Annotated in this window: 16 protein-coding genes and 1 pseudogene; 12 read left to right on the top strand and 5 right to left on the bottom strand. The window is 67.4% G+C overall.

Features of this window, described 5'->3' with window-relative positions; all coding sequences use genetic code 11:
* Positions 1-155 precede the first annotated feature (155 nt).
* The 10 genes and pseudogenes from V7066_RS09140 to V7066_RS09100 all read left to right on the top strand — a co-directional run bounded on the left by V7066_RS09140 (position 156) and on the right by V7066_RS09100 (position 13775).
* Positions 156-2510, top strand: a complete 2355-nt coding sequence (locus V7066_RS09140; RefSeq protein WP_334182741.1) for a sensor histidine kinase — start codon at positions 156-158, stop codon at positions 2508-2510.
* The gene (tsaE, locus tag V7066_RS09135) at positions 2507-2968 is read left to right on the top strand and encodes a tRNA (adenosine(37)-N6)-threonylcarbamoyltransferase complex ATPase subunit type 1 TsaE (RefSeq protein WP_334182740.1); all 462 of its coding nucleotides are present in this window, start codon (positions 2507-2509) and stop codon (positions 2966-2968) included. The genes V7066_RS09140 and tsaE overlap by 4 nt, the downstream gene beginning before the upstream one ends.
* A complete protein-coding gene (locus tag V7066_RS09130) occupies positions 2965-3954 on the top strand; it encodes an aminoglycoside phosphotransferase family protein (protein WP_334182739.1) in 990 nt (329 codons plus the stop codon). The genes tsaE and V7066_RS09130 overlap by 4 nt, the downstream gene beginning before the upstream one ends.
* A complete protein-coding gene (locus V7066_RS09125; RefSeq protein WP_334182738.1) occupies positions 3951-4676 on the top strand; it encodes a nucleotidyltransferase family protein in 726 nt (241 codons plus the stop codon). Before V7066_RS09130 ends, V7066_RS09125 begins: the two co-directional genes overlap by 4 nt.
* A complete protein-coding gene (gene addB, locus V7066_RS09120; protein ID WP_334182737.1) occupies positions 4669-7716 on the top strand; it encodes a double-strand break repair protein AddB in 3048 nt (1015 codons plus the stop codon). The genes V7066_RS09125 and addB overlap by 8 nt, the downstream gene beginning before the upstream one ends.
* Complete coding sequence (gene addA, locus V7066_RS09115) at positions 7713-11216, top strand: double-strand break repair helicase AddA (RefSeq protein WP_334182736.1); 3504 nt, start codon at positions 7713-7715, stop codon at positions 11214-11216. Before addB ends, addA begins: the two co-directional genes overlap by 4 nt.
* A gap of 81 nt (positions 11217-11297) precedes the next feature.
* On the top strand, positions 11298-11618 hold the full coding sequence (gene trxA, locus V7066_RS09110; RefSeq protein ID WP_147215623.1) for a thioredoxin: 321 nt from the start codon (positions 11298-11300) through the stop codon (positions 11616-11618).
* Between the two features lie 149 nt (positions 11619-11767).
* A complete protein-coding gene (locus V7066_RS09105) occupies positions 11768-12550 on the top strand; it encodes a DUF4019 domain-containing protein (RefSeq protein ID WP_334182745.1) in 783 nt (260 codons plus the stop codon).
* Positions 12513-12716, top strand: a pseudogene (locus V7066_RS28780) (zinc-ribbon domain-containing protein); the annotation flags it as partial. The gene V7066_RS09105 and the pseudogene V7066_RS28780, both read left to right, overlap by 38 nt.
* Positions 12717-12722: 6 nt before the next feature.
* A complete protein-coding gene (locus tag V7066_RS09100) occupies positions 12723-13775 on the top strand; it encodes a hypothetical protein (protein ID WP_334182735.1) in 1053 nt (350 codons plus the stop codon).
* A gap of 15 nt (positions 13776-13790) precedes the next feature.
* Here V7066_RS09100 and V7066_RS09095 read toward each other — a convergent pair whose 3' ends face one another.
* From V7066_RS09095 to argJ, 4 genes are read right to left on the bottom strand one after another with little or no spacing between them, the layout of a single operon-like run.
* Complete coding sequence (locus V7066_RS09095; protein WP_334182734.1) at positions 13791-14192, bottom strand: hypothetical protein; 402 nt, start codon at positions 14190-14192, stop codon at positions 13791-13793.
* A gap of 53 nt (positions 14193-14245) precedes the next feature.
* Positions 14246-15058, bottom strand: coding sequence for an inositol monophosphatase family protein (locus tag V7066_RS09090; RefSeq protein ID WP_334182733.1), 813 nt, complete (start codon positions 15056-15058; stop codon positions 14246-14248).
* A 23-nt stretch (positions 15059-15081) separates the two neighbouring features.
* Positions 15082-15705 carry a glutathione S-transferase family protein gene (locus V7066_RS09085; RefSeq protein ID WP_334182732.1) on the bottom strand — a complete coding sequence of 208 codons (624 nt, stop codon included), beginning with the start codon at positions 15703-15705 and terminating at the stop codon, positions 15082-15084.
* 2 nt (positions 15706-15707) lie between these two features.
* Positions 15708-16934: a bifunctional glutamate N-acetyltransferase/amino-acid acetyltransferase ArgJ gene (argJ, locus tag V7066_RS09080; protein ID WP_334182731.1), complete on the bottom strand. Its 1227-nt coding sequence runs from the start codon at positions 16932-16934 to the stop codon at positions 15708-15710.
* Positions 16935-17048: 114 nt separating this feature from the next.
* Between argJ and V7066_RS09075 the strand changes: the two genes are divergently transcribed.
* A complete protein-coding gene (locus V7066_RS09075) occupies positions 17049-17327 on the top strand; it encodes a hypothetical protein (protein WP_334182730.1) in 279 nt (92 codons plus the stop codon).
* 103 nt (positions 17328-17430) lie between these two features.
* Positions 17431-20169, top strand: coding sequence for a preprotein translocase subunit SecA (secA, locus tag V7066_RS09070; RefSeq protein ID WP_334182729.1), 2739 nt, complete (start codon positions 17431-17433; stop codon positions 20167-20169).
* Positions 20170-20385: 216 nt separating this feature from the next.
* On the opposite strand, the gene V7066_RS09065 is transcribed toward secA, so the two are convergent.
* Positions 20386-21672, bottom strand: a complete 1287-nt coding sequence (locus V7066_RS09065) for a GGDEF domain-containing phosphodiesterase (protein ID WP_334182728.1) — start codon at positions 21670-21672, stop codon at positions 20386-20388.
* Positions 21673-21802 lie beyond the last annotated feature (130 nt).

Below are 21802 nucleotides of genomic sequence, written 5' to 3'. Positions count from 1 at the left end.
ACGCCCCCACCCGACCTCCCACGAGTGTATCCTGATGGGAGGTCGGGTGGGGGCGTGGGCCGGCGCCGCAAGCTCGTCACGGATGTGACGAGCGCACAGACAATGGCGCTCTCCCCATTGTGTTTAGGGCTTCCGCACCTCATAGCCGTGGGTGAATGGACCAGGATCGCCTCGTACCCCTCCTGATCGGCCTGTTGCTCGCTGCCTGGATGCTGGCGGCGGCCTGGGCCGTGCTCACCGCGCGCAGTCGGCAGAAGCGCGCGGAAGGCCAGCTTCGCTCCGCCCGCAGGTTGGGCCGCATGGTCGAGGAATCGCCTGCCTTGCCGCTGCTCGTGCGCTCGGACGGGCGAATCGAGGCCAGTCCGCGCCTCGCGCAGTGGCTGGGACTGGACGGCGTGCCGCAGTTCCTTTCCGAACTCGATGGCGGCGAACGCGGTCTGCCCACCGAAAAGCTGGAAGAACTGACCGAGGCGGTGCGCCGCACCCAGAAGACCGCCGCGCCGTTCCGCATGGTGCTGACGCCGCGCGGATCCACCCGCTCGCTGGCGTTGCGGGGGCATCTGGCCGATCCGCAGATCTCGCCCGGCGGGGCTGCGATGGTCTGGGTCTTCGACTTTTCCGACAGCGAGACCGAACTCACCCGCCTGCGCGACGAAGCCTCGCGGGCGAGGGGGGATTTCACCGCGCTTGTCTCGCTGATCGAGGCGGCGCCGATGCCCATGTGGTTCCGCCGCCCGGACGGCGAACTGCAACTGGTGAACTCGGCCTATGTCGCGGCCGTGGGCGGGGACAGCGCGCAGAGCGTGGTCGCCGGCGGCACCGAGCTGATCGAAAGCGCGGACGGCCTCACGCCCGCCCAGGTGGCGCGCGCCGCCGCCGACAAGGGCGCGCCGATCCAGCGCATCGTCTCGACCACGATCAACGGCCAGCGCCGCGCCATGCGCGTCAGCGACCTGCCGCTCGGCGAAGACGGGGTGGCGGGCTATGCCGTCGATATCGAGGACCTTGAGGAAATGTCGCGCTCGTTCCGCGCGTTCCGCGAGGCGCAGCGCGGGCTGCTCGACCAGCTTTCGGCGGGCGTCGCCCAGTTCGATGCGAAAAAGCGCCTGACGTTCGCCAATCAGCCGTTCCAGCGCCTGTTCAAGTTCTCGACCGCCGCCATGCAGGACCTGCCCGCCTTCGAGCGCCTGCTCGATGCCGCGCGCGATGCCGGGCGCGTGCCCGAGGCGCGCGACTTCCCGGCCTGGCGGCGCGAGAAGGCGGCCTGGTTCGCCAGCGGAGAAGCGAGCGAGGAAGCCTGGACCCTGGCGGATGGCACGCACCTTCGCATCGTCGCCCAGCCGGTGCCGGACGGCGGGTTGATGCTGATCGCCGAGGACCGCACTGAGCAGCTGCGCCTGTCCGCCGTGCGCGACACCCTGCTGCGCACGCGGACGGCGACCTTCGACAGCCTGTTCGAATCGATTGCGGTCTTCGCGCCGGACGGGCGGCTGCAGATCTGGAACCGCCGTTTCGCCGCCGATTGGGGCCTCGACAGCGACTTCCTCGACACCCATCCGCACATGCAGGACCTGCTCAAGAAGATCGCGCCGCGCCTCAAGCGTCCGGCCGAGGCAGAGACGGTCGGCGGCGTCGTGCGCACCGCCACGCTGGACCGCGCGCAGAAGGGCGGCCGCATCGCGCTGGCCGATGGCCGCATGCTGGAATTCGCCGGAGTGCCGCTGCCCGACGGCAACGGTCTGCTGGCAGTGCTCGACATCACCGATTCGCAGAAAGCCGAAGCGGCCCTGCGCGAGAGCAATGCCGCGCTGATCGAGGCGGATACGATCAAGACGCGCTTCCTCGCCAAGATGAGCTACGAACTGCGCACGCCGCTGACCTCGATCGGCGGCTTCGCGGAACTGCTGGAAGCGGGCGTCGGCGGGGAACTGTCCGAGAGCGGGCATGACTATGTCGGCGCGATCCTGACTTCGGTGGAGCAGCTTGGCGATCATATCGACAGCCTGCTGGACCTCTCGCAGAGCGAGGCGGGGCTGCTGCCGCTCAAGAAGGAAGAGATCGACCCGATGCCCTTCGTGCGTTCGGTGGTCGAGGAACGCGCCGCAAGGCTCCAGAAGGCAGGCCTCGTGCTCGATCTTCAGGCCAGCGGGCTGCTGCGTCCGATCTCCGGCGACCGCAAGCGCCTCGCGCGTGCGCTCGGCCACCTCGTGGACAATGCCATTGCCGCCTCGCCGCGGGGGCTGCACATCCTCGTGCAGCTTGGCCGCCGCAAGTCGGGCGAAGGGGAGTGGCTCCAGATTCTCGTGCAGGATCAGGGCGCGGGGATGGACAGCCGCAGCGTCGCCCTCGCGCTCGACGGCATGAAGGCCAGCGCCGATGGCAAGTCGGTGGAGCGCAGCCAGGGCCTCGGCCTGCCGCTCGCGCGCCAGCTTGTCGAGGCCCATGGCGGCGCGCTGCGCCTCGTTTCCGAGCCCGGCAAGGGCACCAGCGCTCTGGTGGAGCTTCCGTGAAGATTGCATTGCCCGATCTCGCCGCGATGGAGCGCTTCGGCCGCGCCATCGCCGACCAACTGCGTCCCGACGATGTGGTGGCCCTGACCGGCGGCCTCGGCGCGGGCAAGACCACGCTGGCCCGGGCGATCATCGCCGGGCTTGGGCATGAGGGCGAAGTGCCGTCGCCCAGCTTCGCGATCATCGAGGTCTACGATCCGCCGGTGTCGGGGAAGTCCGGCGTGCGCCTGCCACTAGTCCATGCCGACTTCTACCGCCTCAAGCACCCTTCGGAGGCGGACGAGATCGGTCTCGACGATTATCGCCAGGGTGCCGCGCTGCTTGCGGAGTGGCCCGACCATGCCGGAGGCTTCGCGCATGAGCCGGGCTGCCTTTCAATTACGCTGGAAGTTGCGGATGAGGGGCGGATCGCCATTGTCGAGGCGGGCACCGATTGGTTAGGGCGGGAACCGAAATGAGCACGAATCTTCCCGCCGATCTCGAACCCTTCCTCGCCCAGGCCGGCTGGGCGGGTGCCCATGTCGAACCGCTTGCCGGGGACGCCTCGTTCCGCCGCTATTTCCGCGTGACCCGCGCGGATGGCGAGACGGCGATGCTGATGGACGCGCCGCCGCCCAACGAGGATCCCACGCCGTTCCTGCGCGCCGCGCGGTGGCTCGACCTCAACGGTCTGCGCGCGCCGCGGATCCTGGCGGACTGGGCGGAGCGGGGCCTCGTGCTGATCGAGGACTTCGGCCATGCCCGCATGCGCGACTATCTCGACCAGTGGCCGGACGACGAAGTGGCGGTCTACAAGGGCGCGGTGGACGTTCTGGCGCAGCTGCGCGAATTGCCGCCGGGGCCTTTCCTCGACTATTCGATGAGCGAGTACCAGCGCGAGGTGCGCCTCTTCGTCGACTGGTACTGCTCCGCGCAGAACCTGCGCGTGGACACCGCCGGTTTCGTCACTGCCTGGGAAACCGTGCTGAGCGGCCTGCTCCCGCGCCAACGCCCCGGTGTGACCGTGCTGCGCGACTATCATGCCGAGAACATCATGCTGCTCGGCGCGCTGGAAAAGCAGGGGCTTCTGGACTTCCAGGACGCGCTGATCGGCCACCCGGCCTACGATCTGGTCTCCTTGCTCCAGGATGCCCGCCGCGACGTCTCGCCCGAGCTGGAAGCGGAGATGTTCGACCATTACCTCCAGGCCACCGGCGCCGATCCCGAGACGTTCCTGGCCGACTATGCCCGCCTAGGCGCGCAGCGGAACACCAAGATCGTCGGCATTTTCGTGCGCCTCTGGCGGCGTGACGGCAAAGCGCGCTACCTGGAGCTGATCCCGCGCGTCTGGGCCATGCTGGAGCGCGATCTCGCCCACCCGGCGCTGGAGCCGGTGGCGCGCTGGTTCGATGCCAACATTCCCGCCCATTTGCGCGATGCGAACGGCGGGAGCTATGCCGCATGAGCGGGAACAAGCTGGCCAGCGACACGGCCATGGTGCTCTCCGCCGGTCTCGGCAAGCGCATGCGTCCGCTCACCGCGACGCAGCCCAAGCCGCTGGTGCGGGTGGCGGGCAAGTCGCTGATCGACCACGCGCTCGACAAGCTCGACGCGGCGGGGGTCGAGAAGGCGGTGGTCAATGTCCACTATCTGGCCGATGCGCTGGAAGGCCACTTCAAGGCGCGCCGCAAGGGGCCGCAGGTCACCGTGTCCGACGAGCGCGCCCAGTTGCTCGAAACCGGCGGCGGCATGGTCAAGGCGGCGCCGCTGCTGCCCGAGACCTTTTTCTGCCTCAACAGCGACAATATCTGGCTCGACGGGCCGGTGGACGTTTTCCACGAACTCTCCCAGGCCTGGGACGAGGAGCGGATGGATGCGCTGCTGCTGGTCGTGCCGCACACGCGGGCGATGCATCACGAAGGTGCGGGCGACTTCCACCTCGATGCCCTGGGCCGCATCACGCGGCGCAAGCCGGGCTATGTCGCGCCGTTCATCTACATGGGCATCCAGATCGTGTCGAAGCGCCTGCTGCGTGACGCCCCGGAAGGCCCGTTCTCGACCAACGTCCTGTGGAACCGCGCGATCGAGGAGGGCCGCCTTTACGGTGTCTCGCATACCGGCCTGTGGTTCGAAGTGGGCGAACCGGGCGCCATCAAACCGACCGAGGAATGGCTGACCCGTGCCTGAAAAAGGCGGGCCGAAGGTTTACTCGATTGCTGCGCACCGTGGATTTGCCGACGCCCTCGTGGCGGGGCTGGTGCCGCGTTATTCCGAAGGCGAACTCGGCCTTGCCCGGCTGACCCTGCTGCTGCCGAGCCGCCGCGCGGTCCGTACCGTCACCGAGGCTTTCGTGCGCCACTCGGGCACGACGGACAAGCCGGGCATGCTGCTGCCGCGCATGGCGGTGGTCGGCGATCTTGATCTTGACGAGACGCTCGGGCCGCTGCTCGACCCGCTCGGCGCCGCCGACATTCCGCCCGCCGCCGATGCGACCCGGCGCTGGCTGCGGCTTGCCCATTACTTGCGCGAAGTCGAAGGCGCCGAGGCCGGGAAGGGCGCGGCCCTGCTGCGCCGTGCCTGGGAACTCGGCCGCACTATGGACCGCCTGCTGGTCGAAGGCATCGCGCCGCTCGACCTGATGAGCGAGCGGGTGATCGGCATCGTCGGCGACCTTGCCGGGCACTGGACCGACAATACCCGCACGTTCCTGATGGTGCAGCAATACTGGATCGCGGAACTCGCGGAGCGCGGCGAGATCGACGCGCCGGAGCGCCGCAACCGCCTGTTCGAACATGCCGCCGAAGAGTGGCGCGTCGCGCCGCCGCAATATCCCGTGGTCGCGGCAGGCGTGACCAGCGCCTCGCCCGCGCTGGCGAAATTGCTGCGCGTGGTCAGCGAGTTGCCGGGGGGCTCGGTGATCCTGCCGGACTTCGATCTGGCGCTGCCCGGCGAGGTCTGGGACGAACTCGGTATTGCCGGAAAGCCCGAGAATCCGGAGGAGCCGCCGTTCGGGCGCGGGGACGCGGTGACGCATCCGCAATACCATCTCAAGCTGTTGCTCAACCGGATGGGCATCGCCCGCGAGGAAGTTTCGCCTTGGCATCGCTCCGGCTACGGAGCCTCGCCCGCCGAGCGCAGCACGGTGATCTCCAACCTGTTCCTGCCGCCGCGCGCTTCGGCGGCATGGGTCGGTCTGCCTGCCGAGAAGCGCCGCCTTTCCGGCGTGCGGCTGATGGAAAGCACCCACCCGGAGCAGGAAGCGCAGGCCATCGCCGTGCTGATCCGCGAGGCGTTGGAAGTGCCCGAGCGGCGCGTGGCGCTGATTACCCCGGATCGCGGCCTGGCGGGCCGCGTGGTCGCGCATCTGACGCGCTGGGGGATCGAGGCGGACGATACCGCGGGCCGCCCGCTGGCGCAGACGGCGGCGGGACGGCTGCTGCTGCTGCTGGCCGAAGTGCTGGCCGAGCAGGCCGCGCCGGTGCCGCTGATCGCATTGCTGGTCCATCCGCTGGCAGGCGCCGGTGAGGGTGAAAGCCGTGCGCGCTGGCTGGAATCGGCCCGCAAGCTCGATCTCGCCTTGCGCGGCCCGCGTCCCGGGGCGGGGCTGACGGCGCTGGCCGATCTCGCCGAGCAGGAAAAGCTGGGCGAATGGTGGGGCGAAGTCGAGGCCGTGCTGGCGCCGCTCTTCGCGCTTCAGGAGGGCCAGCCGCTGGAAGCGATGCTCGGCACGCTGGTCGATGCCGCCGAGGCGCTGTGCGGAGAGGCGATCTGGGCGCAGGCCGACGGCCGCAGCCTCAGCATGATGGTCGAGGAACTGCGCGCGGCGGCAGGTTCGGCGGGGACGCTGTTCGACCCGCGCGAGCTTCACGCCATGCTGCGCGATGCGATGGACCGCGTGTCCGTGCGACCGCCCTGGGGCGGCCATCCGCGCGTCTCGATCTACGGCCTGCTCGAAGCGCGGATGAGCCGCGCCGATCTCGTGATCTGCGGCGGTCTCGTCGAGGGCGTCTGGCCCGCTTCGCCTTCGCAGGATGCGCTGCTGCCGCCTGCCGTGCTGCGCGCGCTCGGCGTGCCGGGAGCGGACTTCCGCATCGGCCTGGCCGCCCACGACCTTGCCGCAGCATTGGGTGCGCCGGAAGTCGTGCTGAGCTGGGCCTTGCGCGATGCGGGCGGGCCGGTGATCCCTTCGCGCTTCGTGCTGCGCATCAAGGCGCTGCTCGGCGATGAAGTGAAGCGCCATATCGAGAGCGAGGCGCTGCGTCTGGCGCGGATGCTCGACGATGCGCCGCAAGTCGCGCCGCATCCGCGCCCGCAGCCGATGCCTTCGGCGGAACAACGCCGGGTCGATCTGGCGGTGACCGGGCTGGACCGCCTGCGCGGCGATCCTTATGAATTCTACGCCAATGCCGTGCTGCGCCTGCGCAAGCTCGACGCGCTCGATGCCGAGCCGAGCGCCGCATGGAAGGGCGAAGTCGCGCACAAGATCCTGGAAGACTGGCACAAGGCGGGCGAGCCGGTGGACGGCCTCCACGCGATCGCGCAGGCGGTGCTGACCGAGAAGAACGCCCATCCGCTGATGCGCGCGCTCTGGTGGCCGCGCCTCTCCGCGGCGCTCGACACCTTCCGTGACCTCGTGCTGGCGCACAAGACGGCGGGCCGCAAGGTCGTCGCCAGCGAAGCCTGGGGCGACATGCGCCACCGCGACATCCGCATCCACGGCCGCGCCGACCGCATCGACCGCCTGCCCGACGGTTCGCTGGCGGTGGTCGACTACAAGACCGGCTCGCCGCCGACGCCGCGCCGGGTGGAGGAAGGCTTCGCGCTGCAACTCGGCCTGATCGCGCTGATTGCTGAGGCGGGCGGCTTCAAGGACATGCAGGGCCGCGAGATCGCGGGCGAGGCGGGTGAATTCGAATACTGGTCGATGGCCAAGGACAAGAACCGCATCGGCTATGCGACGACGCCGCTCAAGGTCGGCAAGCGGCGCTCGGGAATCGAGCCGGACGACTTCCTGCCCGAAACCGAGCGCTATCTGAACGATGCGCTCGACCGCTGGATTCTCGGCACCGAGCCGTTCACCGCGCGACTCAACCCCGAACTTGGCTCATATGCGGACTACGACCAGCTGATGCGCCTCGACGAATGGATCACCTCGCTCGGCGCCAGGGAACGCGAGGGCGGCGAACACGCGGGCGGTGAACGTGCGGGCGGGGAGGACGCAGTATGAGCGGTCCCGCTACCGTCCATCCGCTGCACGGCAACCAGATGCGGGCGGTGAACCCGCGCGATACCGTGTGGCTCTCGGCCTCGGCCGGGACCGGCAAGACGCAGGTGCTTTCCTCGCGCGTGCTGCGGCTGTTGTTGCAGGAGGGTGTCGAGCCGTCCCAGGTATTGTGCCTTACTTTCACCAAGGCGGGCGCGACGGAAATGGCCGCGCGCATCAACGGCACGCTGGCCGAATGGGTGCGTCTGGAAGAGACGCAGCTGTTCCTGCGTCTCGACGCGATCGGCGCGCCGACCGATCCTGCGACGATGGACCGCGCCCGCACGCTGTTCGCCGCCGTGCTCGATAGTCCGGGCGGCGGCTTGCGCATCGACACGATCCACGCCTTCTCGCAGTGGCTGCTGGCGACGTTCCCGCTGGAGGCGCAGCTCGTGCCCGGCACCCGGCCGATGGAGGACCGTGAGCGCGCGCTGCTGGCACGGCAGGTGCTCGCGGACCTGCTGGTTGCAGCCGAGACCGATGCTTTCGACGGGCCGCAGCTGCTTGGCGCGATTGCCCAGCTTTCCTTGCGGCACGGGCCGGATTCGGTCGTCGATTTCCTGCTGCGCTGTGCCGGTGCGCGCGAGGCCTGGTTCGGCCCAGGTTCGTGGCAGGCGGGCGATATCCGCAGCCATGTGCTGCGCTTGCTCGGTCTGCCCGCCGAGGCGGATGAGAGCCTGCTCGCGGACATGTGCGGTGACGAGGCCTTCGACGTGCGCTCGCTGCGCAAATGCTGCGAAGTGCTGGCCGAGTGGAATACCGCTACCGCGCACAAGGCCACCGACGTTCTGGTGCCTTGGCTGACCTGGAGTGCAGCGAAGCGCGCGGAGGGGATCGACGATCTCCACGCCGCACTCTTCACCAAGGACGACAGCGTTCGCAGCCTCAACCATCTTTCCAAGCGAGATCCCGACTACGAAGGCTATGCCCTGCGCGTCGGCGAGAGCCTTGTCCGTATCCGCGAGGTCAAGGCATTGCTCGGGCTCGCGGAGAGGCTGGTGCCCGCGCTGCGGCTCGGCCGCGCTTTCGCGCTCGCCTGGGACGAGGCGAAGCAGCGCGAGGGTCTGATCGACTTCGACGACCAGATCCGCCGCGCCGCTGACCTGCTGCGGGGGCAGGCCTCCGCCGACTGGATCCGCTACAAGCTCGACCGCCGCTTCGACCACATCCTCGTGGACGAAGCGCAGGACACCAACGCCGCGCAGTGGGACATCGTCTTCGCCATGGCGGAAGAGTTCTGGTCCGGCGAAGGCCAGCGCAGTGACCTGATGCGCACACTCTTCGTGGTGGGCGACTACAAGCAGGCGATCTTCCGTTTCCAGGGCACCAGCCCCGAAAACTTCCGCCGCGCCGCCGACCGCGTGCGTGCCCGGATGCAGGATGCTGCCGAGAATGCCGAAATGCTGCGCAGCGAAATCGCGGCGCGGCCGCTGGTCGAACTCGGGCTGGACCGCAGCTTCCGCACCGCGCAGCCGGTTCTCGACTTCGTGGACGAAGCCATTGCCGGGATCGGCCATGCCCGCTTCGGCCTCGACCGTCCCGCCGAGCGTCACGTCGGGCAGGAACGCCCCGGTTACGTCGCCTTGTGGAAGCCGGTTTCCGAACAGGTCGGCGAGGACGACGACGAGCCGCTCGAAGACGGCGACGACAATGACGGCCAGCAGCCCAACTGGCTCTCCCGTCCGGACCGCCAGATGGCCGAGCGTATTGCGCAGCAGGTGCGCGAATGGCTCGATCCCTCGGGGCCGGGGTTCACGCTCAACAAGGGCAGAGAGCGCCGCGCGGGCGCGGGCGACATCATGGTGCTGGTGCGCCAGCGCAAGGAACTCGCCGGGCTGATCGTCGCGCGGCTTCATGCGGCGGGCGTGCCGGTGGCGGGCGTCGACCGCCTGCGCCTGGGCGCGCCGCTGGCGGTGAAGGACCTGATCGCCGCGCTGCGCTTTGCGGTGCAGCCGCTCGACGATCTCAACCTGGCCGCGCTGCTGGTTTCGCCGCTGGTGGGGTGGAGCCAGGAGCAATTGCTGCGCTTCGGCTACCGCGACAAGCACCGGCGGCTCTGGGAGCATCTGCGCACCCAGTCCAGCCCGGAGATCGGCACGGCGCTGGAGCAACTCATCGACCTGCTGCGGCGCGCGGACTTCACGCCGCCGCAGGACATGTTGCACTGGCTGCTGGTCGGCCCCTGGCAGGGACGGCGCAGGCTGGTGGCGCGCCTCGGCAGCGAGGCGAACGATCCGATCGATGAACTGGTCAACGCCGCACAGGCCTATGTCGCCACCGATACGCCGAGCCTCGCGGGCTTCCTCGCCTGGTTCGACGCGGGCGACGGCGAGCTGAAGCGCGAGGCGGATGCGGCATCGGGCCTCGTCCGGGTGATGACCGTCCATGGCTCGAAGGGGCTTCAGGCGCCGATCGTCATTCTGGCGGACGCCACCGGCAACCCGGAAGCCGCGCGCGACCGGGGCTTCGATCTCGCCGATCCGCGCGAGGAACGCCGCAAGGTGCCGCTGCCGCCGCTGTCGAAGGACGAGAAGGTCGGCCGCATCGCCGCGCAGATCGCCGCCAACCGCGAGGGCGACGAGCAGGAGCACTGGCGCCTGCTCTACGTCGCCATGACCCGCGCCGAGGAAGCCCTGTTCGTCGGCGGCGCGCTCGGGCGGCGCGACAAGGACGGCCCGGCGGAAAAGAGCTGGTACGCCAGCCTGCGCGCCCTGTTCCCGGCCGAGGCGGATGTCGAGGACGCGATCTGGGGCACGCGCTGCGAGAACGGCCCGGTGCCCGCGCCGCTGCCGCCCGAAGTGCGCTCGGTCGAACTGCCGTTCCGCGAGCCGCTGCCGCGCTGGCTGGAGCGCGCACCGCCCGCCGAACCGCGTCCGCCGCGTCCGCTCGCGCCGTCTTCATTGGGCGAGGACGATGCGCCCGATCCGCCGTTCCCGCCGGGTGCCGGGCGTGATGCCCTGCGGCGCGGTACGCTCGTTCACAAGCTGCTCGAACGTTTGCCGCAAGTCGCGTCGGATCTGCGTGAGGAAGCAGGTTGGCAATGGCTCGCCCGCAATGCCGCCGATCTGCCGGAAGCGACGCGTGAGGCCATGCTGCAAAGCGCGATGGCGGTGCTCGGTAATCCGGAATGGTCGGAACTGTTCGGATCCGCCAGCCTGGCCGAAGTGCCGGTGGCGGCGGTCGTCGGCGGGCAGGTGGTGGCGGGCACGATCGACCGTCTGGTGGTGGAGCCGGAGCGCGTGCGGCTGGTCGACTACAAGACCGCGCGCCGTCCGCCCGAGCGTCTGGAGCAGGTGCCCAGGGGCGTGCTGCGCCAGATGGGCGCCTATGCCGCCGCGCTGGAAGTGGCCTTTCCGGGCCGCGCGGTGGAAGTGGCGCTGCTCTACACCACGGTCCCGCGTCTGCTCGAGGTTCCAGCCGAGGTTCTGGCCGCGCACAAGCCGGACTTTTCCCCGGCCCAGTAAACCTATGCCGGGGCAGGCGTTGCCTCGAAACAATTCGTCCCTAGATTGCGTTCAACCGAGATACCCGAGGAGTTTCAATTCATGGCGACTATCGCTGTTACCGACGCCAGCTTCGAAGCGGACGTTCTGAAGTCCGACAAGCCGGTGCTCGTCGATTTCTGGGCCGACTGGTGCGGCCCCTGCAAGATGATCGGCCCGGCCCTGGAAGAGATCAGCGAAGAGCTGTCCGACCAGGTCACCATCGCCAAGATGGACATCATGGCCAACACCGGCATTCCGGCCGAGATCGGCGTGAAGTCGATCCCGCTGATGGTTCTGTTCAAGGACGGCAAGCCGGTCGCCCAGAAGCTCGGCGCCGCGCCCAAGAGCGCGCTGAAGGGCTGGATCGAAGGCGAACTCTAAGCGTCGCTTTTTCCGCTTTCGGGCTGGAAATGAAAAACCCCTTCCGCCGCGAGGCGGGAGGGGTTTTGCTTTTCAGGTTGGACGGAGCAGCCCGGATACAGATTTTTTGGGGTAGCAAAGGTGGCGGGCCGAACTTAGCCCCAACGGATATGAACATGCCGGTGAACGATAGTCTCTGGGGGCTTACCGAAAAGGAGAAGCAGACCCTTCGCCTGATCGTGCGCGGTCACGATGCCAAGTCGACCGCACGATCGCTGGGCCTGTCCGTTCATACGATCAATGAGCGCCTGCGCGAGGCACGGCGCAAGATGGCGGTGTCGAGCAGCCGCGAGGCGGCGCGTCTGTTGCTGGACGCGGAAGGTGACGACCAGCAGGCCTTTCCCACCAATTCCTTGGAGGACACGGGAATCGGGGAAGACGTGGCCGGGTTGGAGGTGGATTCGACAGGCACGCCGATCGTCGGCGCGGGGCGAGCGCATGGCCGCCCCCGGATACTGACGGGAGTATTGCTCATGTCGATTGCCCTTGGTCTTGTGGCGCTGGCCACTCTCTCGCAAGTCACGCCGACAGCGCCCCTTGCGCCGACTACGTCGGATGAGACGGCCAGTTCGGAAGTGCAGCAGCTTGCCCGTCGATGGCTGATCCTGATCGATCAGGGCCGCTGGGAAGACAGTTACAAGGAAACCGGTTCGGCGTTCCGGAAGCTGAATACGTTGCAGGTCTGGGCCGCGACGAATGAAAAGGTACGCGTGCCGCTGGGACCGGTGGTTTCGCGGACATTTCTCCGCCAGGAGAACCTTCCCGCGCCGCCTTATGGCTATGAGGTAGTGAAATTCCGCACCAGTTTCGCCAACAAGGCTGACGCCGTGGAGACGGTCTCGCTGTCGCGCGAGAATGGCAGTTGGCGCGTCGCGGGCGTTACCATCGAGTAGGTCCCGCGCGGACGGAAGTTCAACATCTTCTCGCCCGCGGCCGGATAACAGAAACAGTCACTTGCGGGCGGGATTTGTTTCGAATTATCGCAGCGGAATGCGTAAGTATTGCCAGCATTGCGGCGCGGCTCTCGGAGAGGGCGCGCGTTTCTGTCAGGACTGTGGTCAGGCCGTGATTGCGGAAGTTCCGCAGGAGGCACCGCCGGTGGCTCCGGTGCGGGATTCGGCCAGGGATTTGGCCCAGGATTCGACGGGGCCGCGCGCTTCGTTTGCGGCTCGCAACCGGGTGCCGCTGATTGCGGGCGTTGGGGTGCTGGCGCTGGCTATCGTCGGCGGGCTCTGGCTGGGGCGGGAAACTACCGGCCCGTCCGTTGCCTCCGAAGCGCCGGTTGCCGACGAAACGGCGGCTGCGGACACGCCGAAATCGCTCGACTATCATGTCGCGGTGGAAAGCGATCTGCGCGATGCGCCGAGCGAGGACGGATCGCAGGTCGTCGGCCGGATCGAGCGCGGGCAGGCGGTGCGCGGGGTGCTTATCGACGGCACGCAGGGCGGTCGCTGGCTGAAGCTCGACGAGGGCGGGGCCTATGTGAACCTCGTCAATCTGTCGTCGGCCGCGCCGCCGCGCCTCGCCGAGATCGACGGCAGCGACCGCGTGACCACCGCGCCCTGTTCGATCCGCGAATCCGAAGCGGCGGGTTCGAAGGGGAAGGCGGAAATTGCGGCAGGGTCGCCGGTGCGGATCGTCGGCATTACCGGCAAGGGCGCCGTGGAACTGGCGCTGCCGGGCGGCGGCGTCGGCTATGCGGCGAAGGACGCCTGCCCGACCCAGCCCTCATCCGCCAAGTGGGCGGCGGCCAACGGGCTGATCGAATTCGAGCCAAGCAGCTGCGAATTCGGCCCGGAACTGGCTCCCTACTTCGAGAAAGCGGCGGCGCTCAGGCCCACTACGGAAGACGAATCCGCCGAGGAATATATCTATCCCGTCAACAAGACGTTCCGCGGTCTCAAGGTGAGCTATGTGGTGAGCGGCTACGAATGGCACGGGGTGGCCTTCGTCGATTCGCCCGCCCGCGTAGAGGCGGTGTTCCGCAAGCTGGGCTTCCGCCTCGACAAGGACGGCAGCTTCGCCGTTTCCGACGATACCCCGGTGTCCTCGTCGATTTCCGCTACGCAGGAAGACAAGCAGATGCGCGGGAAGAGCGAGCTGATCTGCGGGATCTGACGTGAAACCGGCGGGTTAGAGACCCGCCTGTTCGCTGCGGTGATAGCTCTGGGCGGCCTCGGCATCCTGGATGTCGTAGGCGAACCAGGCGGCCTCGCCGTGATCGAAGACCTGCACGAGGCCTTCGCCGACGCGGGCCTCGTAGAACGTCGCGGACACGCGGTCGTAGCCTTTCACGCTCGTGCCGTCGATTTCGAACGATACGTAGGCCGCATCGCCTGCATCGAGGATTTCCGGGAGATTGCCGCCGAACTTCACGCCGCGTTCGCCATCGAAGCCTTGCAAGGCGGTTCCGCGGGCCTCGGCGGCGACGCGCCGGTCCTTTCCGGCGGAGTGGTCGTAGAGACCGGCCACCTTCTTGCCGGTGACGAAGGCGAAGGCGGCTGCGGCGACAAGGGCGCGGGTGTGGGCATGCATGGCCCTACTTGGCACCGGGACGCGCCGCAGATCAAGCCGTTGCGGGGAAGGTTTCAGTCTTCCAGCGCGGAGAGGCGCGTGGCGAGGGCTTCGAACAGGGCGGGCGAGGCGGCGCCGATCAGGCCCTTGCGGCCGATTTCGTCGACCCGGTAGGCGCTGCCGTCGGGGCGGGCGCACTTGCCGCCCGCTTCGTTCAGGAACAGCGCGCCTGCCGCGTGGTCCCAGGGCAGGGTGCGCTCGAAAATCGCCACGTCGTTCTGGCCGAGCGCGAGGCGGGGGTATTGTTCGGCGGCGCAGCGGGGGATGTCGACCATGCGGTAGTGCGGGGCGACTTCGCTGCGCAGGCGTTCGCGGCGCGCTTCCTCGGTGAAGATCAGCGAGATCGCGGCGACCGGCGGTTCTTCCCCGGTGGCGCGGGCGGAGAGGCGTTCCCCGTCCACCCAGGCGCCGCCGTTCACCGAGGCGCGGCAGAAGCGACCGGTCAGGCAGTCGAGAATCCAGCCGCCCAGCGTCTCGCCCTTGTCGGCCAGCGCGATGAGCATGCCGAAGGGGGCCTTGCCGGACGCGAAGTTGTTGGTGCCGTCGAGCGGATCGACGATCCAGCACAGCCGGTCCTTCAGCTTCAGCAGTTCGTTCTCGTCGGCGAAAGTGGCTTCCTCGCCGACGACAGCGGCGTCCGGGAGCAGGGCGGTGAGACGCTCGGTGAGGATCGCCTCGCTCTCACGGTCGGCCACGGTGACGACGTCATCCACGGCCTTGCTGATGATCTGCTCGCTCGACAGCGACTGGTAGTGCGGCAGGATCACATCGCGAGAGACCTCGCGCATGATCGTTTCGACTGCGGCGTTGAGCGAAGGGGTGATCATGCGGGAGGCTTTCGTATGGAGATTTAGGTGAGCGGGATCATGACCTGCTGGGCATAGCCCTTGCGCTCGCGGATGCGGGCGTACCATTCGGCCAGGGCCGGGAACTCCGGCTTCTCGAACGGCAGGCTGAACCAGGTATAGGCATAGACGCCCATGGGAATGTCGCCCACGCCGAACTCTCCGCCGGAGAGCCAGGGCTTCTCGCCGAGATAGCGCTCCAGCACGGCGAGGTGGGCGGCGCAGGCTTTCACGTCACGCGCGATGGCGGGCATGTCCCACTGGTCCTGCGGGGTGCGGGCCATCGAGAGGAAGGGCAGGCGCTGGGCATCGGCATAAGTGATCTGCCAGTCCATCCAGCGGTCGGCCAGCGCGCGGTCGATGGGGTCGCGCTGGAACCAGCGCTCGCCGCCGTACTCTGCCGCCATGTAGCGCAGGATCGCGTTCGATTCCCACAGCGAGAGCTTGCCGTCCTCGATCATCGGCACCAGCCGGTTCGGGTTCTTGGCGAGGTATTCCTCGGTATAGCCGAACTTCCCGCCGATATCGTGGCGCACGTAGTTCAGGCCCAGCTCCTCGGCGAACCAGGCGACCTTCTTGACGTTGTGGGAGTTGAGGCGCCCCCAGATCGTGAATTGCGGAGCGGCCACGGTCAGCTCCGGTAATCGGCGTTGATCGAGATGTAGCCGTGGGTCAGGTCGCAGGTCCACACGGTGGCGGCGCCTTCGCCAAGGCCGAGATCGACCTCGATGGTGACGTCCTGTCCCTTGAGGTGGGCGGCGACGGGGGCTTCGTCGTAGTCGGCGAGCGGCAGGCCCTCGCGCGCGGCCCAGGTGCCGCCGAAGCCGATGGAAAGCTTGTCGCGGTCGGCCGGTTCGCCTGCTTTGCCTACGGCCATGACGACGCGGCCCCAGTTGGCGTCCTCACCGGCAATGGCGGTCTTCACCAGCGGCGAGTTGGCGATAGCCATGCCGACCTTGCGCGCGCTCTCGTCCGAGACGGCGCCGGAGACGGCCACTTCGATGAACTTCTGCGCGCCTTCGCCGTCGCGCACGACGAGGTGGGCGAGCTGGCGGCAGACATCATGGATCGCGGCGGCAAAGGCATGGGCGCCGGGGGAGGCGATCGACGAGATCGGCGCATTGCCTGCCTTGCCGGTGGCGAAGGCCAGCACGGTGTCGCTGGTCGAGGTGTCCGAATCGACGGTGATGCACGAGAAGGTGCGGAAGTTCGCGGCGGAGAGGCATTCCTGGAGGAAAGCAGGCTCCACGGCGGCATCGGTGAAGATATAGCCGAGCATCGTCGCCATGTCGGGCGCGATCATGCCGGAACCCTTGATGACGGCGGCGAGTGTGACCTTGGTGTCGCCGATCATCGCCGTGGCCGTTGCGCCCTTGGCGAAAGTGTCGGTGGTGGCGATGGTGTTCGCCACCTCTTCCCACGAGCAGGGCTCGGCGGTGAGGGCCTTCTCCACGCCTTCGCGTGCCTTGTCCTTGGGCAGCGGTACGCCGATCACGCCGGTGGAGGAGACGAAGACCTGCTCGCGCGGGCAACCGATGTGGGCGGCGACCTGGTCCATGATCTGCTCGACCGCCTCACGGCCCCGGTAGCCGGTGAAGGCGTTGGAATTGCCCGCGTTGACCACGAGCGCCCGGGCGTGGCCCTGCTTCACGTTGTCGCGGCCCAGTTCCACCTCGCTGGAGCAGCACAGGTTCTTGGTGAACACGCCCGCGACGGCGGTGCCTTCGTCCAGCTCCACGTAAGTCAGGTCGCATCGGCCCCAGTCCTTGTATCCGGCGCGCACGATGTGCGGCGTCACGCCGGCGATCGGCGGCATCTCGGGGAAGGGCGAGGCGAGCGGGGAGGTGGGATAGGCCATGGCGGGTGCGTAGCGCGTGGGTATGACAGGTCAAGCGTCCGCGTGATGCCCCTGCGCTGCGGTGGACGGTGATTTACATGGACTATTCATCCATGGCCCCCTATCTGATCCGCCATGGCAAACCGCCTGCTCCTCACTCTGCTGGCCCTTCTGACGGGCCTTGCCGCGCAGATCGGCCCTGCCGACGCGCGTGCTTCGCAGGTGGCCAGCCTGCAGGTGGTGCTGACCGAAGCCGCCGTCGCCGCCAAGGCGCCGCGTGCGCCGGTGGCCCTGGCGCAATTGCCAGAGCCGGGTTTCCGCTCCGTCCGACGGCAGGCTCCGCCGCTCGTCGAGGCGCCGGATTCGCTGGCGGTCCCCGCGGTTCTCACCGGGATAGATCGCGCGCGCGAGTAAGCGCGCCGACGATTCGCTCTTTCGCGAAACCTTTCCCGTGTCTGCGCGTATCGCAGGCGCGCACCTCCGACATACGCATTCACGAAAAACAGGGATTTCCGCCATGTTCGGCGCCATCGCCAAGTCCATTTTCGGTTCGTCCAACGAACGTTACGTCAAGTCGCTCGACAAGATCGTTGCCCAGATCGCCGCCTTCGAACCCGTCCTTGAAGCCTTGAGCGACGAGGAACTGGCCGCGCAGACGCCGAAGTTCCGCGAACTGCTGGCTGGCGGCAGCACGCTTGACCAGATCCTGCCCGAAGCTTTTGCCACCGTGCGCGAAGCCTCAAAGCGCGTGTTCGGCATGCGCCACTTCGACGTGCAGCTGATCGGCGGCATGGTGCTCCACCGCGGCGAGATCGCGGAAATGCGCACGGGTGAGGGCAAGACGCTGGTGGCGACCACCGCCACTTACCTCAACGCCATCGAGGGCAAGGGCGTCCACGTCGTCACCGTCAACGACTATCTCGCCCGCCGCGACGCCGAGCAGATGGGCAAGCTGCACAATTTCCTCGGCCTCACCATCGGTGTGATCGTCCCCAATCTCAACGAATGGGAACGCCGCGAAGCCTATGGCGCCGACATCACCTACGGCACCAACAACGAGTTCGGCTTCGATTACCTGCGCGACAACATGAAGCACGAGCGCAGCCAGATGGTGCAGCGCCCCTTCAACTTCGCGATCGTCGACGAAGTCGACTCGATCCTGATCGACGAAGCGCGCACCCCGCTCATCATCTCGGGTCCGACCGACGACAAGTCGGAACTCTACATGCAGGTCGACGCGGTCGTTAAGCAGTTCGTCCCCGAAGACTACGAGATGGACGAGAAGACCAAGAACATCAGCCTGACCGAGGACGGTGTCGAGAAGGCCGAGCGCATGCTCGAAGCCGCCGGTCTGCTGGTCGGTTCGAACCTCTACGACGTCGAGAACACCCAGGTGGTCCACCACCTCGACCAGAGCCTCAAGGGCGTGGTCATGTTCAAGCGCGACATCGACTACATCGTCAAGGACGGCAAGGTCGTCATCATCGACGAGTTCACCGGCCGAATGATGGACGGTCGCCGCTGGTCGAACGGCCTGCACCAGGCGGTCGAGGCCAAGGAAGGCGTCCGCATCGAGCCGGAGAACCAGACGCTCGCCTCGATCACCTTCCAGAACTACTTCCGCATGTATCCGAAGCTTTCGGGCATGACCGGCACCGCCGCCACCGAGGCGCCGGAGTTCTACGACATCTACAAGATGAACGTCGTCACCATCCCGACCAATGTGCCGATCCAGCGCATCGACGAGGAAGACGAGTTCTACAAGAACACCCACGACAAGTTCGGCGCCATCGCCAAGCTGATCCGCGAAAAGCACGAGATCGGCCAGCCGGTTCTGGTCGGCACCGTGTCGATCGAGAAGTCGGAACTGCTGTCGGACTTCCTCAACAAGGAAGGCGTCAAGCACTCGGTGCTGAACGCGCGCTTCCACGAGATGGAAGCGCACATCGTCGCGCAGGCCGGTTCGCCGGGCGCGGTGACGATCGCCACCAACATGGCCGGCCGCGGCACCGACATCCAGCTCGGTGGCAACGTCGAGTTCCGTGTCGAGGACGAGTTGCGCGACCTGCCCGAGGGCGTGGAGCGTGAAGAGGCCATTGCGCGCATCAAGCTTGAAGTGGCCGAGCAGAAGCGCCTCGTGCTCGAAGCCGGCGGCCTCTGCGTCATCGGCACCGAGCGCCACGAAAGCCGCCGCATCGACAACCAGCTGCGCGGCCGCTCGGGCCGTCAGGGCGACCCGGGCCTGTCGAAGTTCTACCTCTGCCTGGAGGACGACCTCCTGCGCATCTTCGGCCCGGACACGCTGTTCGCCAAGATGATGAACAGCAACCTGGCCGATGGCGAGGCGATCGGTTCCAAGTGGCTGTCCAAGGCCATCGAGACCGCGCAGAAGAAGGTCGAGGCGCGCAACTACGAAGTCCGCAAGCAGGTCGTCGAATACGATGACGTGATGAACGACCAGCGCAAGGTCATCTACGAGCAGCGCGCCGACATCATGGACTCCGAGACGGTCGACGAAGTCGTCGTCGACATGCGCAACGACACCGTCAACGCGCTTGTCGCCGATGCCTGCCCGACCGGTTCCTACCCCGAGCACTGGGATATCGAGGGCCTCAAGGCCAAGGCGCTGGACATCCTCGCGGTCGAGGTTCCGCTGGAGGAATGGATCGAGGAGAACGGCATCGATCCCGAACTCGTCGAGGAACGTATCGCCGCCATGGCCACCGAGCACATGAGCGCGAAGATGTCCCAGGACGATCCGGCGATCTGGCGCCAGGTCGAGAAGTCGATCCTGCTCGACCGCCTCGATCACTACTGGAAGGAGCACCTCTCCACCCTTGATGCGCTGCGTCAGGTGGTGTTCCTGCGCGCCTATGCCCAGAAGACGCCGATCAACGAATACAAGACCGAGGCCTTCAGCCTGTTCGAACGCCTGCTCGACCAGATTCGCGAAGACGTGACGCGCATCCTCTCGGTCAGCGAACTGCGCATGCCCGAGCCGGTGGGGCTTCCCGAACTGCCGGACTTCCTGACCGGCCACATCGATCCGCTGACCGGCCTCGACAATTCCAACGACGGTGACGGTTCGGCCTTCATGCCGGAACTGTTCGGCACTCTGGCGGGCAGTCCGCAGGCTGCGGTCGGTGCGGGTGCCTCGGGCGAGAATCCCTATGCCGAACTGCCGATCAGCCGCAACGCGCCTTGCCCCTGCGGTTCGGGGCAGAAGTACAAGCACTGCCACGGCGCCCTGGCGTAAACGGTACGCGGTTCGCCATCGGTTCCGGACTTGCCCGGAACCGATGGCAAAACAAAACGCGCGCTTGCGGGTAGGCCGCAAGCGCGCGTTTTGCTGTCCGGCGTGGCTGAAACATCCCGTCATTGCGAGCGTAGCGAAGCAATCCAGAGCGGCTTGAGACCGACTCTGGATTGCTTCGCTACGCTCGCAATGACGAAGGAGAGGACGGCTTCGCTGTTAACCCGCAGGCTTTTCGCCGCCGACCCGCGCCAGCTTGGCGAACATCGCCGCCGACATAGGCTGTGCCCGCAGGAAACCTTGATAGTAGGCGCAGCCCTCGCGCGCGGCGACTTCGCGCTGCTCTTCTTCCTCGATACCCTCGGCAATGACCTGGAGATCGAGCGCCCGTGCCATCGCGACGATCGCCCGCAGCACCGCCACGTCGCGGCGGTCGGTGGCGACGCCCTCGATCATCGTCCGGTCCAGCTTGAGATAGTGGATCGGCAGGACCTTGAGATAACGGAAGTTGCAGAACCCCGCGCCGAAGTCGTCGAGCGCGATGCGGATGCCCTGCGAGGAGAATTCCGCCATCATCTGCGCGGTCTGGCTGATGTCGCTGATGAGCGACTGCTCGGTGATCTCCAGTGTCAGACGGCGCGGCGGGAAGCCGCTCTCGCGCACGAGGTCGAGCATCTGGCGCACGTAAGTGCCGAAGGCGAGGTCAGCCGGGGTGACGTTGATCGACAGCCGCAGGTCGCCCGGCCACTGGCCCGCCGCCGCCATGGCCTTGGCGGCAATATGGCGAGAGAGCGGACCGATGTGGTCGACGCGCTCGGCGATGGCGAAGAGGGCGCCCGCACCGATACGGCCGAGCACCGGATGGTTCCAGCGGGCGAGGGCTTCCGCGCCGGTCAGCGAATCGTCGGTGAGGCTGAACTGCGGCTGGAACAGGATCTCGATCTCGTCGCGGTCGATGGCGCCAAGCAGGTCGGCTTCGAGTTGGGCCGCCGAGCGCCCCGGCACCGTGACTTCGCCGTCTGCCCAGCCGAGCCGTGTGGCGGACTGGTCCTGCAAGCCTGAAAGGGCATGGCCGAGCCGGTCGAGCATCGAATCGACGCTCTCGCCGGTGAGCGCGCGGATCAGGGCGATGCGCGGCGAGAGGCGCAGCACGCCGGTGGGCAGGGCGATCGGGCGCGAGATGAAGTCGGCCAGCTGGTCGGCCACCAGATGCCAGCGCTCCCGGCTGCATGCTTCGTTGGCGACCAGCACGAAGGAGCCGCCGCCCGCGCGGGCGACCAGCCAGGGGCCGTCGAGTTCCTCGCCCGCGAAATGGGCGATGCGGCTTGCCACTTCCTCCAGCGCGCCGTCGCCGGCTTCCGCGCCATAGGCCATGTTAATCGTGTCGAGCCGTCGCAGCGACACCAGCATGGCGTGGACATGGGCATGCTGCGGGGCGCTCTCGGCATCGGTGCGCCATACGGCGATGCGTTCGCGCACGGCGTCGAGGCCGGGAATCCCGGTCAATCTGTCTTCCAGCCCGCGGGCATGTTCCCGCGGTAAACCTTTGCGTCGTTCGCCCATCGCCTTTGCTATAGCCAAAGGCCTTGCCAAACGATGCAAAATTCGAAAGGTCCGCGGCATGAAAAGGGCTTCA

This window comes from Novosphingobium sp. (assembly GCF_036820275.1).
In the GTDB taxonomy this organism is placed as follows: Bacteria; Pseudomonadota; Alphaproteobacteria; order Sphingomonadales; family Sphingomonadaceae; genus Novosphingobium.
The sequence above is the reverse complement of the archived record's forward strand: the minus strand, read 5'-3'. Positions and strand labels throughout refer to the sequence as shown.